Origin of the sequence: Clostridium sartagoforme (assembly GCF_039521405.1) — a bacterium.
In the GTDB taxonomy this organism is placed as follows: Bacteria; Bacillota; Clostridia; order Clostridiales; family Clostridiaceae; genus Clostridium; species Clostridium sartagoforme.
This window is the reverse complement of record NZ_BAAACH010000011.1, coordinates 20,824-36,812: the sequence shown is the minus strand read 5'-3', so window position 1 is coordinate 36,812 and position 15,989 is coordinate 20,824. Positions and strand designations below refer to the sequence as shown.

The following is a 15,989-nucleotide window of genomic DNA, read 5'->3' as shown; positions in this document are numbered from 1 at the left end:
ATTACGTATGTAATATATCTTAAATTTTATACGCTAAAATTTTCTTGCAAATACAAAATTATAGTTATTTTTTTATAATCATTGATTAGTATTATTAGCTTACTAAAAATATATTATAATTTTAAAAATCCTTTTTATGATGATTGTAAAAACAAAAAGTAGGAGAAGTTCTCCTACTTTAAAATTTACCACTTTAATTGCTTTTTCATTTCAATTACAAGTATATGTGATTTTTTATTTGATTTAATCTTTATATTTTCTTCTATTATTTCTAGTGCATCTCTTTCATCTAATTCTACATCATTAATAATTGAATTTCCTTCTATTTGAACTAGATAAGCCTGTCTATTAGAAGCAACTTGAAAATCTATCTCTTTTCCTTCATCTAACTCAACTACATAGAAGTTAGCATCTTGATTAATTTTAATAGGAGCATAGCCTTCTTTACTTGAAACTATATTAAGCCACTTATTTTTTCTATCTTCCCACTGAAATCTATAATCACCATATGCTGGTTTATAATCCTTTCTATCTGGAACTACCCATATCTGAAGTAATCTTGCAGTTTCATCACCAAGGTTATGTTCACTATGATATACTCCTGTTCCAGCACTCATATATTGAACTTCACCTCTATATATAGTGTTTTTATGCCCCATTGTATCTGCATGAGTTAATGCACCATTAATAACATAAGATACAATTTCCATATCCTTATGGGGATGAAAATCAAAGCCTGTTCCTGCTGATATTAAATCATCATTTATAACTCTTAATACCCCGAAATTCATATTATCTATATTAAAATATTCTGCAAATGAAAAATGGAATATACTATTAAGCCAGCCTAAATTACTTTTTCCCATATTTCTATGGTCCAATTTTCTTAACATAATTAAAACCTCCCTTATATCAGTTTAGAGTTCACATAACACAGTTCACAGTTGTTTTGATTTTATAGGTAACAGGGAACAGGTATCAGGGAACAAGTACTAAGTGTAAACTATAATTAAAATTAAGAAACATCTACTTCAGACAAGCTTCAGTAGATGGGCTTTCATACTAAGTTCAGTTATCGCTACACTCAACTTCACTAAGTATTCGTCAAATGAACATCTACTTCAGACAAGCTTCAGTAGATGGGCTTTCATACTAAGTTCAGTTATCGTTACACTCAACTTCACTAAGTATTCAATGCCGCGTACATTATATGGTTTAGGTTTTGCGGAGCAATTTATATAATAACCTGTTCCCTGTTCCCTGACACCTGTTACTTTCTCCAAGAAACTGTGAATTGTGAACTATGAACTATAAAAGTGCTTTACACTTTTATAAATTATTTTATAACTTTCACTCTTTCTTCTATTGATGTAAATTCCTTTTCCCCTGCTGGAGCAGTTCCTTTACCAAATGGCATTTGAGCAACCATTTTCCAGCTACTTGGAAGGTTAAATTCTCTCTTTACTTCCTCTTCTATTAATTCAGTATAATGTTGCAGGGTTGCTCCAAGTCCTTCCATTGATAAAGCAGTCCAAATTGCAAATTGTAACATACCTGAAGTTTGCTCTGCCCAAACTGGGAAGTTATCTTTATAAAGTGCAAATTGATTTTGTAATGCTTCTATAACATTAAAATCTTCAAAGTACAATACTGTTCCATATCCAGCTTTAAATGAGTTTACTTTTTGTTCTGTTGAAGCAAAATTTTCCTCTGGAACTATTTTTCTTAATGCTTCCATTGTGATATCCCATAGCTTATCATGACTTTCTCCTAATAATACAACTGCTCTTGAGCTTTGTGAATTAAAGGATGATGGTACATGTTTTACTGAATACTCTACTATTTCCTTAATCTTTTCATCTGATATTGGTGACTCCTTACTTATTGAATATATACTTCTTCTTTCCTTTATTGCATCATAAAAATTTTTATTCATTTATATCATTCTCCTATCTTATTTTCATTTTTTAATTAATATTCATTTAGTATTAATTATATAAGTATTAATTTGATGAAATTTATCAAGCAAAATAAATTCTATTACTTTAATGCCTTTCTTAAATGTATTAAGTTATCTACTAATTCTCTTTTTGTATCTTCATCTAACTGAATAAATAAATTATCTAAGAAATCTTTGTGTTTTGGAAATATATCTGAAATAAATATCCTACCTTTCTCTGTTAATGAAACGTGAAATACTCTTTTGTCCTTTTCGCATTTTCTTCTAATAACTAATTCCTTCTTTTCTAATTTATTTATTACATATGTTATTGTCCCACTAGTAACTAGAATTTTCTCAGCTACCTTTTGAACAGATTGGTCACCTTTATGATATAACATCTCTAAGACACCAAACTCACTAATATTTAATCCAAATCCCTCTACATTTTTTTCTATTTCAGAAAACATGTCATTATAAGTTCTAGCCATAGCAATAACTAGTTTTAAATTTATATCACTCATATATTCACCTACATTATCTTGATTTCAAGATAATTATATCTTTAAAATATCTTGAAGTCAAGATATTTTAAAAAATTAATTATCTTCCCTCTTCCCCCTGTGCATTTCTATAGCTTTTCAATATAATTCTTTATTATCTATTTATATTTATAAAATTATTCTTAATTATTATTTGAAATATTTTAATAGTATAAAATAAAGTATTTTACACAAAATAGACTCGGAGGTGTGATAATATGGATATAACATTAACACAAAAGGAAAGATTATTACTTGAAGATCAAAAAAGTCATGAGCAAATTTGCATAGAAAAATATACAAACTATGCTAATCAAGCTCAAGATCCTCAATTAAAACAAATATTTAATTTACAAGCTCAAGATGAAAGAACCCATCTTGATAGCATTAATCAGTTATTAAGCGGCACAATCCCTCAAATGGGTCAGCAGCAAAATCAAAATTCAAGTCAAAATATGGCTAATCAAAATTCGGCTCCTACTATGAATACTACACAGGTAAATACAGCAAATGTATCTGATGCTGATATGTGTAAAGACCTACTAATGACAGAAAAATATGTATCAGGAACTTATGATACTACAATTTTTGAATTTAGAGATACTAGAGTTCGTGATGTGTTAAACCATATACAAAAAGAAGAACAAAAACATGGGGAAACCATATTTCAGTATATGGAAAGTAAGGGACTATATAATCCTCAATAATTATATTTTTAAAACTATATAAAAATAAAAGTACATAAATCTCTAAATTATATATTAGAGATTTATGTACTTTTATATATTAATTTATGTAATCATTATGATATTTTTCTTTTAGTCTTATTATTTTCTAATATTATACATTTTTTAATGCTTCATTAATATTATCTACATATTGAACCGATTCAGTCCATCCAGGTATTTCTTTGCCTAATCTCTTAAATTGAGATATAGTAACAACATTTCCTTTTGTAATAAAAAGTCTCTTTTTAAAAGGTACATCCATATATCTTTTTAGTAATACACCTAACGCTTGTGCTACTTCTGGACTTGATGGCTTTAATTCTGCTGCATCAATAATTAATGCATATTCTTTTGCAGGAAATGTTTTAGTTAACTCATCATAATCCTTTAAAAAAGCTGCTCCGTCCTCTGCACTAAAGAATCCAGATGCTTGCGCATGAAAAATCTTTTTTAGCTTGTCTGCATTTAATTGATAATTTGAATTTTTTCCTTGGTATTTTACCATAATAACTCCTCCTAATATTTTATTATATATTTCAAATAATATTAACTATCTATGTTGTTAATACTATATTAAAACCTAAATAACAAAACGGTGACTACAGATCCAGAACCCATGGATGATAAAGTAACATAATCGTTTTTCTTAATTTTACCTGACTTTAATGCTCTATCAAGTGCTATTATCGGACTTGTTGTTCCTGTATATCCAAATTCATTTCCAATATAAGTTGTCCTATTTTTATCTATATTTAACTTTTCTAAAGTAAGTCTAGCATCTGGAATAGTGAATTGTGAAAAAATTAGATGATTTATATCTTTTGCTTTTATTTCGTTGTCTTCAGCTATCTGTTTAATTAAATCTACCCATACATCCGAAATGAAATTCCCATCAAAAGGTTCCCAAGACCATTTTTTATCATCTTCATTTTTTATTTGCCCTTTTATAACCTTGGAATATCCTGCCCTAGGCATAAGTATATTATTACATTCTGCCGTTTGTGCTAAATGTATAGAATCAATAAATCCCCTCTTTTCATCCTCTTCTATCTTCTCTAAAACTACAGCCGCTGCTGCATCTCCAAAATTAGCATATGAAACTGAGTCATTTGGACTTCCTACTGAACTAAATAAAATTCCTCCAACAACTAATGCTCGTTTAAATCTCTTATTAGTCATTAATATTCTGCTTGCCTGATCTAATGCAGTTATCATACCTAAGCAATTAGAATTTGTATCATATGCCATTTTTATTCTTATATCTGATCCACCAAGCATCTCCAATACCTTAATTGCATTGGAAGGTGATGTGTACTCTGGAGTATCTGTCGCAAAAATAAGTAAATCTATATCTTTAATATTTAAGTTTGCTTCTTCTAATGCGCTTATACTTGCCTTGTAACCCATAGTTATTACAGTTTCATTAGGATCATTAGAAATATATCTATACTCTCTTTCTAAATGATTTAGTAACCCTTCTACTTCAATTCCCATCTCATTAAAATGATTAATAAAGTAATCGTTATGAACCCTATTTGAAGGATGATATATTCCTGTACTGATAATATTAATATTTTGTTCTCTCATAGATACCTCCCCTTATGTTGCTTTAAAATTACTTCAAAGTAATTTTCTATATTTTTCATGTATTACTTTAAATTCCATATAAATAAATATTATAACATAATGTGTAAAATTTCAACTTTTTTAGATTTATTTTTAATTGTAATTATATTTTATATTATAATCATCTGTTACTTAATATATATCTAATAAGTCTTACATTTTCAAAAGACTTTTACAACTTCCAAGTTATAAAAAAACTATTACAATGAGTAAAACTCGATGTAATAGTTTTTTTATTTATTTATTATTTAGGGTATTACTAAATGGCTTATTTTTTCTTTGCTTTTCAATTTCCAATTAATGATCTTACCTCGTTGTAGTAGTATTCGATTTTGCTTAGTATTTCACTATCTTCCGGTAGTTTTGCAACTTCTGATAAAGATCCCTTTACACCTTTGCTCTTTATTAAACTTTGTAATTTAACACTCTGCTCATCCTCATCATTTTTGTAATTCATTGCCGCGCCTACACCTAGAAGTAAATTTTCAGTGTTTATATTATATGATCTTGCTGTAATTAGAGGCTTTATAAGTCTATCATTTTCATTAAGTTTTCTTAATGGTTCTCTTCCAACCCTAGCAACATCATCCTTCAAATAAGGATTTCTAAATCTTGTAATTATCTTATCTATATATTTCATATGCTTTTCTTCATCAAAATTATATTTAGCAATTAAAGCTTTTCCACTTTCTATCATTGCATTTCTTACAAAGTTATATATCTTTTCATCACTTATACTTTCATCTATAGTTCTATAACCTTTAAGATATCCAAAGTATGCAGTTATAGCATGTCCAGTATTTAGTGTAAATAATTTTCTCTCTATATATGCTGTTAAATTACCTACTAAATTCATTCCTTCTATTTTAGGAATTTCACCTTTAAATGCATCTTCTTCTACATTCCATTCATGGAAGCTTTCAACCACTACATCTAGGATATTTTCACTTTTTACTGGTGGAACTATTCTATCTACAGAACAATTTGGGAAACCTATATATTTTTCTAAATATTCTACTTCTTCTTCATTTAAATACTTAACAACTTCATTTTTAAGTTGTGTGCTAGCATTAACTGCATTTTCACACGCTATTATATTTAAGTTTTTTTCCACTCCTGATTCTTTTCTTCTTTTAATACCTTTTGCTATTGTTCCTGCTATCTTAGGTAATACTAATGGTCCTACAGCTGTTGTAATTATTTCAGCATTATTTATCTTATCTAGAATTAAATCATCTGTAGAAAAAACTCCACTTATATTTGTTACTTTTTCTTTAGTACATTCAACATCCATAACATTAATAACATATTCTTTATCTTCATTAATTTTATTAATTATGTCTTTATTTACATCTGCAAAAATAACATGATATCCAGATTTAGATAGTAATCCTCCTATGAAACCTCTCCCTATATTACCTGCTCCGAATTGTATTGCTTCCTTCATTGTTTTTCCCCCTTATTTTTGAAATACGTCTAGTATATCCTTTTTATTCTCAGTTTTGCTTAATCTATCAACAAGTTCTAGGTCTTCTAATGATATTGCTATATTTGATAATATCTCTAAGTGCTCATCTCCAACCCCTGCTATTCCAATAACTAAGTATGCTAATTCCTCACCAAAATTAACTCCTTCTGGATATTGAAGAACTACTATTCCTGATGCCTCTATTTGTCTTTTTGCTTCTCCTATTCCATGAGGTATTGCTACTCCCATTCCTATATACGTTGAAACAACTCTTTCTCTTTCTTGCATAGCATCAATATATTCTTCTTTTACATATCCTCTGCTAACTAGAAGTTTTCCAGCTCTTTCAATAGCTTCTTCTTTAGTTTCACTTTTTAAACCTAAAAGTATATTTTTCTCTGATAATACTGATAATTTTTCTTCAATCATAATATCCTCCGATTTCACTTCACATGCTAAATTATTTTTTGACTTTTCTTCTAATCTTTCAAATAACTCCTCTATTTTGTCATCTTTTAAGAAACTTTCTATAAAAATATGCTCCGCATTTGGAGAATTTCTTTTTGCTCTTTCTACTAAATTTACATGACTTACTACTATATCGGCATCTTTTGGTATTGTATCTACTGATGAATTAGCTACCTCTATATCTAAATCTAAAGACTTGATCCTATTTCTTAATTTAGTTGCACCCATTGCACTTGACCCCATTCCGGCATCGCAAGCAAATACTATTTTCTTTATTGTCTCTTTTTTCACTTCTTTTTCTTTAGTTGTTTCCATAGTTAGTATTCCTTCTTTTTCTTCCATTTGTTTATCATTTTTCTCTTCATTTTTAGCTGCTCTCTTTACTAATGGAACTGCTATTATAAATGAAACAATTATTGCTACTATTACTCCTGATAACACTTGAATTATTCCTCCTTTTGGTGACATTGCAACCAATGCAAATATACTTCCTGGTGATGGTGTTGCAACAAGCCCTGCCCCTAAAACAGAGAATGTAAAGGCTCCTGCTGCTCCACCTGCAATTACTGATATAATTAATGCTGGGTTCATTAGTATATATGGAAAATATATTTCATGGATTCCTCCAAGAAAATGTATTATGGCTGCTCCTGATGCTGACTGCTTTGCTACGCCTTTACCATATAGTAAATATGCTAAAATCACTCCTAGTCCTGGGCCTGGATTAGATTCTAGCAAGAACATTATAGATTTTCCAGTTTCCTGAACTTGCTCTATTCCTATTGGTCCTAAAACTCCATGATTTATAGCGTTATTTAAAAATAGTACTTTTGCTGGCTCTATAAATATTGAAACAAGCGATATTAAACCATTTTGTATTATTACTTCTGCTCCATTTTTTAAGAAGGTAGTTATAACTAATATTATTGGACCAATTGTTTTGAATCCTATTATTACAAAAAATACTCCTAGAATTCCAATTGAAAAGTTATTTACTAGCATTTCAAAACCTGCTGGGACTTTATCTTTAATAAGTTCATCAAATTTTTTTATTGTAAATCCTGCTATAGGCCCAATTACCATAGCTCCAATAAACATTGGAATTTCTACACCAACTATAACTCCCATTGTAGCTATAGCTGCCATAACTCCTCCTCGTTTACCTGCGACTACATATCCACCAGTCATACCAACCATAAGTGGTAATAAATATTTTAAAATCGGATCTACTAATTCACCTAAAGATTCATTTGGCATCCACCCTGTTGGTATAAAAAATGCAGTTACTAGTCCCCAAGAAATGAATGCTCCTATATTTGGCATCACCATGGCACTTAAAAACTTACCAAACTTTTGTATATTGTCTTTAATCATTTTTAATTGCCTCCAAGCTTTTTTGTACCTTTTTTAAATAGAAATCTTTCAATATTCTTTCTACTTCTTCTACTACCTTTTCTTCTTTTTCTTGTCTTAATATTTCTATAAATTTATCTTCTTCTATTAATGCACTATTTAACTTACTCATTAACTCTGGCGTAATTTCTTTACTTTCTTCAGGTATTATAGAGACTACTGCTCCCTTTATAATCTTTTCTTTATCTATAAATTCATCTTTAATTCTTATATATCCAAATCTGCTATTACTAAAACAATTACATTTGCAGTGTAAAAGAATTATTTCTAATTCATGTAAATAAGTACTGCTGATATCTTCCCTTTGTAAAAGTTTATTCTTAACTTCCTTTATATCATCTTCATTATCTGTAAATAGCTCACTTCCTACATCAATAATATCTTCTAAAGATTTGACATTATCTATTACCTTTATCTTCACATTATCTATGATAGATATAATCTCACTTCCTAAGTCTGTAATTTCTCTAATTCCAATTTTACCTTTATTTACTTTTGCTTTTTTTATTATACTTTTATACTTTTTTTGCTTAGATATCCTTCTAAAGTTATCTTGTAGTATAGCTTTATCTTGTAATGATAAAATTGGATTAACACAAACATTTTTAAAATCTATATTTAGAGGTATCGTAGAAACTATGATGTCTATTCCATCTTCCTTTAGCTTTTCTTCATTTATATTTAATGCTGAAATAGTTCCCATAAGCTCTATATTATTAAATTCTTTTTCTAAGATAGCTTCTAGTAGACTTGATGTTCCAATCCCCGTTGGACAAGATATAACAACTTTAACCTTATCCTCAAAACCTTTTTTATATAAAGCTGCTGCTATATGCATTGTTATATATGCAATTTCTGATTCTGGGATTTCATCTACTTTAGTTTGAATTTTTAATATTTCACATGCTTTCTTAGTAATTTCATATTCTACAGAATATTTATCTTTAATATTATTTAATAGTGGATTTCTTATATTTAGTTTCATCTTTAATCTACTTATAGCAGGTACTAAATGATTCGTAAGATCCTTTATAAGCTTTTCATCATTTTTAAGATAAACATTTAGTTCATTTTCTACTACTGTTATTATGTGGTTTGCTATTTGTTTAACATCTAGATTGTTTAAATCTTTTTCTAAATCTGATACAGAGTTTAATCTAAGTTTCGCTCCTTTAAGGTGCATTGTTATATAACCTATCTCATCTTTTGGAATGCTGACTTCAAATCTTTTTTCTATATCTCTAACTATTTTTTCTCCAATTCTAAATTCTGGCGATTTTGATAATTCATCTAAAACAGCCTTATCCATTTTTATATTTTCATTGTTTTTTATTCTTTGAATAGCTAATGATAAATGAACTACAAGTCCTATATAAGCGCTATCTACAAGATGTATATCTATATCCTTCTCTAATCCTTGAACAATTTCTTCAATTGACTTTATTATTGACTTATCAATAAAGCTTAAAAGTCTATTTTCTATAGAAAATTCTATAACGTTTTCATTTCTACTAGTTTTTAAGGAGCCCTTTAAAAGATTAATTAATTCTTTTTCTTCTAAGGTATCATATAAAATATTTATAAGAGCTTTTCTATAGTCATTTTCTCTTCCTTCAACATAAATTCCTAAGCCAGGCTTTCTGATTAGTTTTATATTAAAGTCTTGAAGCCATTTTTCTATACTATCTAAATCATTACTTAAAGTTCCTTCCGAAACCTTCAGATGAGATGTGAAATAGAATAACTTAATAGGTTCTTTAGCTATAAGCAATTCATTTGCTATTATTTTCTTTCTTTCTTCCCTAGAGTATTCCTTATGAATTTTTTCTATTTCTAGTAACTCTAATATTAACTTTTGATTTTCTAAATCTTCATCAATAACCAATCCAACACCTGGCTTTTTTATAAACTTAAACTCATTTTCTTCTAGCCAAGCTTCAATTTTAGGCATTTCTCTTAATACTGTTCTAGAACTTAATGAAAGTTTTTCCGCTATAGCTGCTATTGTTATAGGGCTTGTAACTGTAGACTTAGTTAGAATTTGTATTATTTCCTTTTGTCTAGAGTTCAACTTTTTACTTTTCATATTAAACCTCTCCATTAATGACATTTTTATATGCTAAGCTCCTTCTATCTTTATTTTAATCCCATGAATCCATTTACTCAATTCAATCATCCATTACAAATGTCTTAAACCATTAGTGACATATTTAAAGATGTCACTATCTCTTAATACTTATTAATAAATTTACATATTAATTATATCAGAAGAATAGCTTCCTTTTTTGGATATATTTACTAAATATAACTTATATAATTAATTAAGTAGAATACAAATATCTATTATATTATTTGAATAAAATATTAAATGAAAAATTTATATATTTTTAATTTACCCAAATATAGTTTAAAAACAATTGTGTTATTATAATTTATCTTTTTAAATTTAGCTATACATATTTTTTATAGTTTACTCATATATAAAAAAGGATTGAGACTGGTTTAATACCATACTCAATCCTTTGGAACTGTATAATAAAATTATCTAATATTTGAGGTTTTAATTATTAGTAAATTATTTTAATTTATTTACTTGCTAGTCTGTTATATAATTCTTGAATATTATTATCTGTTAAGAAGTTTTGAATACCGATGATTTCTGCACTTGGGCAAGATTTTCTTGCTCTTTCTATTAAAGTTACATGAGTAACTACAATGTCCGCATCTTTATCTATATCGTCAACAGATGCATGTTTTACTTCTATTCCTAAGTTTAAATCTTTTATTTTATTCTTAAACTTTGAAGCTCCCATTGCACTTGATCCCATTCCTGCATCACAAGCAAATATAATTTTGCTTACATTGCTTTTTACTGTAACTTTCATATCTTTTATTTGTGCTTTTGCAACTTCTAAATCTTCATCTTTACTATTTTTTGAAGCCTTTTTAACAAATGGTGATGCTACTAAGAATGATACTACTGTAGCTACTAATACCCCTGCTAAAACTGGGAATAATCCTCCCTTAGGTGCCATTGTCATTAATGCAAATATACTTCCTGGTGATGGTGTTGCAACAAGTCCTGCTCCTAATATTGAGAATGTAAATACTCCTGAAGCTCCCCCTGCAATTACTGCTAATATTAAAGCTGGATTCATTAATACATATGGGAAGTAAATTTCGTGAATTCCTCCAAGGAAATGTATTATTGCAGCTCCTGGAGCTGATTGTTTAACAGATCCTTTACTAAACATCCAATAAGCTAATATTATACCAAATCCAGGACCTGGGTTTGCTTCTAATAAGAACATTATTGATTTTCCAGTTTCTTGAACTTGTTCTATTCCTATTGGTCCTAAAATACCATGGTTAACAGCATTATTTAAGAATAATATTTTTGCTGGTTCTATAAAGATTGAAATTAAAGGTAATAATCCTTTTCCAACTATAAATTCTACACCTACTTTTAATATTCCTGTTATTGCAACTACTACTGGACCTATTGCAAGGAATGCAAGTATAGCAAGTACCATTCCTAAAATACCGATAGAGAAATTGTTTACTAACATTTCAAAGCCTGCTGGAACTTTTCCATCTATAGCTTTGTCGAACTTCTTAATTACGAAACCAGCTAATGGTCCCATAATCATTGCTCCAATAAACATTGGCATGTCCGCTCCTACTATTACACCCATAGTAGCAACTGCCCCTATTACTCCTCCTCTTAAACCTCCTACCATCTTACCACCTGTGTAACCAATTAATAGTGGTAATAAGTACTTAATCATAGGATCAACTAGTGAACTTAGTGATTCGTTTGGTAACCAGCCTGTTGGTATAAAAAGTGCAGTTATTAGTCCCCAAGCTATAAAAGCTCCGATATTAGGCATTACCATACCACTTAAAAATTTACCAAATCTTTGCATTGTATCATTTGTTTTTAATTTAGTGTTTGACATAATTCCACCCTCCATTTAATTTATAATTGCTGTCTTTTCTTCATGTAAACTTTTACTTTATGACTTAATTATATTTTCTTATTCACAACAATTCAATTTGAAGAAACCTTCCTTTTGTCATCTAATGTTGGTGACAAATTTACACTATAATTTATTCATAGTCTAAAACCATTCGCAATTCACAAGGCAAATTTCACAGTTATTAGCCAGTTAACAGTTGATAATTAAGGGATGAGAGTTGAGAGTTTCGTAGTATTTTTTTAATTCAACAACGCTGAATTATTCCTATAATTTTCCATACAAAACTATCAATTCTCAATTAAAAAGGTAACTATAAACCAAAAAGGCATCATATTACCAGATTTTAATCTGCTAATATGATGCCTTTTTGAGTGCTTGTATTATTTTTTCTTATTCTATATCGTTTATAGCTTTTATAAAAGCCTTTTCTTCTAAATCTTCAAATCCTCTAAATATTATTTGATCTATATCACTATTATTAAATACATAGCAATATTCCTCGCCTAAGTATCCCTCTGGATAAAGACAACCTAGATAGTCGCTTAATTCTTCTCCTCTTCCTACTAAAATCTTTCTCCCTATTATTATTAACTTTTTATATCCATCTCTCAATACAACTATTGATCCTAGTGGCAATAAATCCATTTTATGTCCTCCAGTTATACTATCCCCTAATTTATTTACTTCTTTCTAAACATCTATACTATATATTGTACTACATTCTGATAATAATATAAATATTACCTATCTTAACATTAAATATAAATAATTTTTTTAATAATATTCAATTATAAAAAAGCCCTACATCTATAATTAGTGTACGGCTTTGTGTTTGTACTTTATTTAAATCAAACTATAATAATTCATAATTTAAGCATAATGGTACATTATAATTTTCGCTTTTTATAAGGTCAGCATCTATATTGTAAATATCTTTTAAGACCTTTTTATTCATTATTGAATTTGGTTCATCATTATAAAGTATTTTCCCTTTTTTCATTGCTACAATAAAATCAGAATACTTTGCAGCATGATTTATATCATGTAATACCATTACTACAGTACATCCTTCTTTATAATTTAATTTTTTTACAATATTAAGTACTTCAAGTTGATGAGACATATCTAAAAAAGTCGTTGGTTCATCCAATAGCAATATATCCGTATCTTGAGCTAATGCCATTGCAAGCCAAACTCTTTGTCTTTGTCCACCTGACAAGTCTGATAATTCTCTATCTCTAAATTCAATTGTATTTGTTACTTTTAGTGCCCATTCAATTTTTTCTTTATCTTTATTAGTTAACTTATTTATATTACTTCTATGAGGATACCTTCCATAAGACACTAATTCTTCAACTTTTAATTGAGAAGGTGCAGTTGGATTTTGAGATAACATAGCCAATTTCTCTGCGATTTCTTTACTCTTCATATCATTCATATCTTTATCTAAAAGAAATATATTTCCCTTTTCCTTTTTAAGGATTCTTCCTATACTCTTTAATAAAGTTGATTTTCCACAACCATTAGCTCCAATAATACTAGTTATCTTCCCTTTTTCAAGAGTAAGGTCTAAATCTTCAATTATAATTTTTTTATCATATCCTACTTTTAATTTTTTTATATCAATAGCTTTTTTCATATCTTACCTCTTTACGATCTGTATAATAAATATATAAAATAAGGAATTCCAATTATAGATATAACTATCCCAACTGCTAATTCTGATGGTGCAAAAATAGTTTTAGCAATAAAATCTGATAATATTAAAAGAAGAACTCCAACTAAGATAGTTATTGGCATAAGTTTTCTATGCTTTATACCCACTAATTGCCTAGCTATATGAGGTGCCATTAATCCTATAAATCCTATATTTCCAGCAACACATACACAAGCGCTAATTAAACCAACACAAGAAAATAGTAATTTTCTCTTTTCTTTATCTAAATCTATACCAAGACTAACTATGCTACTTTCCTCTAACTGAAAATAATCTAATAAATGAACCTTTTTATAAAGATATACACTTAAAATTATTATCCAAGGAAGCATCATATAAATAAATGTCCAATTTGCATTATATATTGAACCAGCTTGCCAAACTGCTGCAAATTCAAAATCTGAAGCATTCATCTTCATAGAAAAAAGCATTGAAATAGCTGAAAATCCACTATTTACTGCTATACCAGTTAAAATAAGTCTTTGCATGTCCATCTTTTTATTATTCTTTGAAAATATTAATATTATTAAAGCTGCTAAAAAACCTCCTATAAATCCAAATATAGGCATTGAGAAAATGCTCAAAAAATTACTTCCATCAGATGCTGATGCTTTAAAATTTATGAAATACATATACATCATTATTGCTGCTCCTGCACCAGAATTTATTCCTAGGATTCCCGGATCAGCTAATTCATTTTTTGTAATTCCTTGAAGAAAAAGCCCTGATACTGATAATCCTATTCCAATTAATATAGATATAATTATTCTTGGAAGCCTAAATTCAAATATCACTAATCTAAATTTTTCATTATCATTTAAATTAAATAGGGTTTGAAATATTTCAATTACACTTATATCGAACATTCCATTAGTTAGATGTAAGTAAAAAGCTAAAAATATTAATATAAGTAATAATATTATTACAAAAGAATATTTAAGTTTTTTATTATGCATTTTTTGCTCCTCCCTTAACTTTTATCATATATAAAAAGAAAGGTACCCCTATAATAGATGTTACAGTCCCTATAGGTGTTTCAAAAGGAAATGCTATGTATCTACTTAATAAATCACATAATCCTAAGAAAAAAGCTCCTCCAATTAATGAATAAGGAATTATATATTTATAATCATGTCCAACTAACATTCTTGTAATATTGGGTATTACAAGTCCTACAAAAGCTATTTTCCCAACTAAAGCAACAGAAATAGCTGTTAGTAATACAACTGATGTCATTGATAAATATTTAATTATATTTGTTTTTTGTCCTAAACTAATAGCTATATCTTCTCCTAAAGAAGTTATAGTAATATCTTTGGCTATTATTATGGCTATTAAAATACCAATAACTCCTATTGGTACTGTAAGCTTTAATAAATCACTATTTACAGTATGAACTTTTGTATTATACCAAGCTGAGATTGTCTGAGAAATTTGAAAATACATGGCAATAGCAGAACCTAAACTACTTAAAAAGCTACCTACTATTGTTCCTATAATTGCAAGCCTAACAGGAGATAAGCCATTTTTTATAGACGATCCTATACCTAATACTAATACAGCTCCTATTATAGAACCAATTATAGAAACTAAAATTAAACTTCCATTTGAAAGTCCTGGATAAAAAACCATTGCTATAGTAATTAGAAATGCTGAACCATCATTTACTCCCATTAAAGATGGAGAGGCCAAATAATTTCTTGTTATACCTTGCATAATTGAACCAGCTACTGCTAAAAAACCTCCAACTAATAGTACAGCAATAGCTCTAGGCAATCTATTATTTCTAATTATTATATGATCTACATTGCTTTGATCAAATTTAAAAATAGCATTGTAAACAACTTCTTTTGGTATGGCTTTCGTTCCCATAGTTACTGATAAAATCGTTACACTAATTATTCCTATTATACATATTATAAAAATCAATAAATATTTTTTATTAAAATTCTTCATATCTATCCCCTTAAAGTTCGCGCTGAAGCTCAATGTAAAATTCAAAATTAAAGAAGAAACTCCTTTCGGAGTTTCTAAAATAGAAATATCTTTAGTAACTTGTTTCAAATTATATTAATAATTCTATATTTTTAATTTAATATGTTGCTACA

At 28.3% G+C, this 15,989-nt stretch carries 14 protein-coding genes; 1 reads left to right on the top strand and 13 read right to left on the bottom strand.

From position 1 onward, the window contains the following. Nucleotides 1–185 precede the first annotated feature (185 nt). The 3 genes from ABDZ60_RS03935 to ABDZ60_RS03925 form a co-directional block, all read right to left on the bottom strand. Nucleotides 186–893, bottom strand: a complete 708-nt coding sequence (locus ABDZ60_RS03935; RefSeq protein ID WP_016205807.1) for a pirin family protein — start codon at nucleotides 891–893, stop codon at nucleotides 186–188. Nucleotides 894–1,336: 443 nt separating this feature from the next. After that, the gene (locus tag ABDZ60_RS03930) at nucleotides 1,337–1,936 is read right to left on the bottom strand and encodes a nitroreductase family protein (protein ID WP_343776198.1); all 600 of its coding nucleotides are present in this window, start codon (nucleotides 1,934–1,936) and stop codon (nucleotides 1,337–1,339) included. A gap of 104 nt (nucleotides 1,937–2,040) precedes the next feature. After that, nucleotides 2,041–2,463 carry a MarR family winged helix-turn-helix transcriptional regulator gene (locus tag ABDZ60_RS03925; protein WP_343776196.1) on the bottom strand — a complete coding sequence of 141 codons (423 nt, stop codon included), beginning with the start codon at nucleotides 2,461–2,463 and terminating at the stop codon, nucleotides 2,041–2,043. 236 nt (nucleotides 2,464–2,699) lie between these two features. Here ABDZ60_RS03925 and ABDZ60_RS03920 point away from each other — a divergent pair, with 236 nt between their 5' ends. Then, nucleotides 2,700–3,188 carry a spore coat protein gene (locus ABDZ60_RS03920; RefSeq protein ID WP_016205810.1) on the top strand — a complete coding sequence of 163 codons (489 nt, stop codon included), beginning with the start codon at nucleotides 2,700–2,702 and terminating at the stop codon, nucleotides 3,186–3,188. 133 nt (nucleotides 3,189–3,321) lie between these two features. On the opposite strand, the gene ABDZ60_RS03915 is transcribed toward ABDZ60_RS03920, so the two are convergent. From ABDZ60_RS03915 to ABDZ60_RS03870, 10 genes are all read right to left on the bottom strand, one after another. Beyond that, complete coding sequence (locus ABDZ60_RS03915) at nucleotides 3,322–3,714, bottom strand: hypothetical protein (RefSeq protein WP_016205811.1); 393 nt, start codon at nucleotides 3,712–3,714, stop codon at nucleotides 3,322–3,324. 68 nt (nucleotides 3,715–3,782) lie between these two features. Further along, on the bottom strand, nucleotides 3,783–4,796 hold the full coding sequence (locus tag ABDZ60_RS03910; protein WP_047000042.1) for a ketoacyl-ACP synthase III: 1,014 nt from the start codon (nucleotides 4,794–4,796) through the stop codon (nucleotides 3,783–3,785). Between the two features lie 325 nt (nucleotides 4,797–5,121). Next, nucleotides 5,122–6,282, bottom strand: coding sequence for a mannitol-1-phosphate 5-dehydrogenase (locus tag ABDZ60_RS03905; RefSeq protein ID WP_343776192.1), 1,161 nt, complete (start codon nucleotides 6,280–6,282; stop codon nucleotides 5,122–5,124). Nucleotides 6,283–6,294: 12 nt separating this feature from the next. Next, the gene (locus tag ABDZ60_RS03900) at nucleotides 6,295–8,145 is read right to left on the bottom strand and encodes a PTS mannitol transporter subunit IICBA (RefSeq protein ID WP_343776190.1); all 1,851 of its coding nucleotides are present in this window, start codon (nucleotides 8,143–8,145) and stop codon (nucleotides 6,295–6,297) included. After that, nucleotides 8,138–10,270 (bottom strand): BglG family transcription antiterminator, encoded by a 2,133-nt coding sequence (locus ABDZ60_RS03895; protein WP_047000039.1) that lies wholly within the window; start codon nucleotides 10,268–10,270, stop codon nucleotides 8,138–8,140. Before ABDZ60_RS03895 ends, ABDZ60_RS03900 begins: the two co-directional genes overlap by 8 nt. Nucleotides 10,271–10,769: 499 nt before the next feature. Next, a complete protein-coding gene (locus ABDZ60_RS03890; protein WP_047000031.1) occupies nucleotides 10,770–12,143 on the bottom strand; it encodes a PTS mannitol transporter subunit IIBC in 1,374 nt (457 codons plus the stop codon). Between the two features lie 411 nt (nucleotides 12,144–12,554). Further along, a complete protein-coding gene (locus ABDZ60_RS03885) occupies nucleotides 12,555–12,809 on the bottom strand; it encodes a DUF4176 domain-containing protein (protein WP_016205817.1) in 255 nt (84 codons plus the stop codon). 208 nt (nucleotides 12,810–13,017) lie between these two features. After that, entirely contained in the window at nucleotides 13,018–13,803 is a 786-nt protein-coding gene (locus ABDZ60_RS03880) for an ABC transporter ATP-binding protein (protein WP_343776185.1), read from the bottom strand. A gap of 11 nt (nucleotides 13,804–13,814) precedes the next feature. Then, nucleotides 13,815–14,837 (bottom strand): FecCD family ABC transporter permease, encoded by a 1,023-nt coding sequence (locus ABDZ60_RS03875; protein WP_343776183.1) that lies wholly within the window; start codon nucleotides 14,835–14,837, stop codon nucleotides 13,815–13,817. Then, a complete protein-coding gene (locus ABDZ60_RS03870) occupies nucleotides 14,830–15,837 on the bottom strand; it encodes a FecCD family ABC transporter permease (RefSeq protein WP_047000028.1) in 1,008 nt (335 codons plus the stop codon). Before ABDZ60_RS03870 ends, ABDZ60_RS03875 begins: the two co-directional genes overlap by 8 nt. Between the last annotated feature and the right edge of the window lie 152 nt (nucleotides 15,838–15,989).

Excerpts from the sequence above, each read along its gene's own strand:
- ABDZ60_RS03935 (WP_016205807.1), bottom strand. The coding sequence starts at position 893 with ATGTTAAGAAAATTGGACCATAGAAATATGGGAAAAAGTAATTTAGGC.
- ABDZ60_RS03930 (WP_343776198.1), bottom strand. The coding sequence starts at position 1,936 with ATGAATAAAAATTTTTATGATGCAATAAAGGAAAGAAGAAGTATATAT.
- ABDZ60_RS03925 (WP_343776196.1), bottom strand. The coding sequence starts at position 2,463 with ATGAGTGATATAAATTTAAAACTAGTTATTGCTATGGCTAGAACTTAT.
- ABDZ60_RS03920 (WP_016205810.1), top strand. The coding sequence starts at position 2,700 with ATGGATATAACATTAACACAAAAGGAAAGATTATTACTTGAAGATCAA.
- ABDZ60_RS03915 (WP_016205811.1), bottom strand. The coding sequence starts at position 3,714 with ATGGTAAAATACCAAGGAAAAAATTCAAATTATCAATTAAATGCAGAC.
- ABDZ60_RS03910 (WP_047000042.1), bottom strand. The coding sequence starts at position 4,796 with ATGAGAGAACAAAATATTAATATTATCAGTACAGGAATATATCATCCT.
- ABDZ60_RS03905 (WP_343776192.1), bottom strand. The coding sequence starts at position 6,282 with ATGAAGGAAGCAATACAATTCGGAGCAGGTAATATAGGGAGAGGTTTC.
- ABDZ60_RS03900 (WP_343776190.1), bottom strand. The coding sequence starts at position 8,145 with ATGATTAAAGACAATATACAAAAGTTTGGTAAGTTTTTAAGTGCCATG.
- ABDZ60_RS03895 (WP_047000039.1), bottom strand. The coding sequence starts at position 10,270 with ATGAAAAGTAAAAAGTTGAACTCTAGACAAAAGGAAATAATACAAATT.
- ABDZ60_RS03890 (WP_047000031.1), bottom strand. The coding sequence starts at position 12,143 with ATGTCAAACACTAAATTAAAAACAAATGATACAATGCAAAGATTTGGT.
- ABDZ60_RS03885 (WP_016205817.1), bottom strand. The coding sequence starts at position 12,809 with ATGGATTTATTGCCACTAGGATCAATAGTTGTATTGAGAGATGGATAT.
- ABDZ60_RS03880 (WP_343776185.1), bottom strand. The coding sequence starts at position 13,803 with ATGAAAAAAGCTATTGATATAAAAAAATTAAAAGTAGGATATGATAAA.
- ABDZ60_RS03875 (WP_343776183.1), bottom strand. The coding sequence starts at position 14,837 with ATGCATAATAAAAAACTTAAATATTCTTTTGTAATAATATTATTACTT.
- ABDZ60_RS03870 (WP_047000028.1), bottom strand. The coding sequence starts at position 15,837 with ATGAAGAATTTTAATAAAAAATATTTATTGATTTTTATAATATGTATA.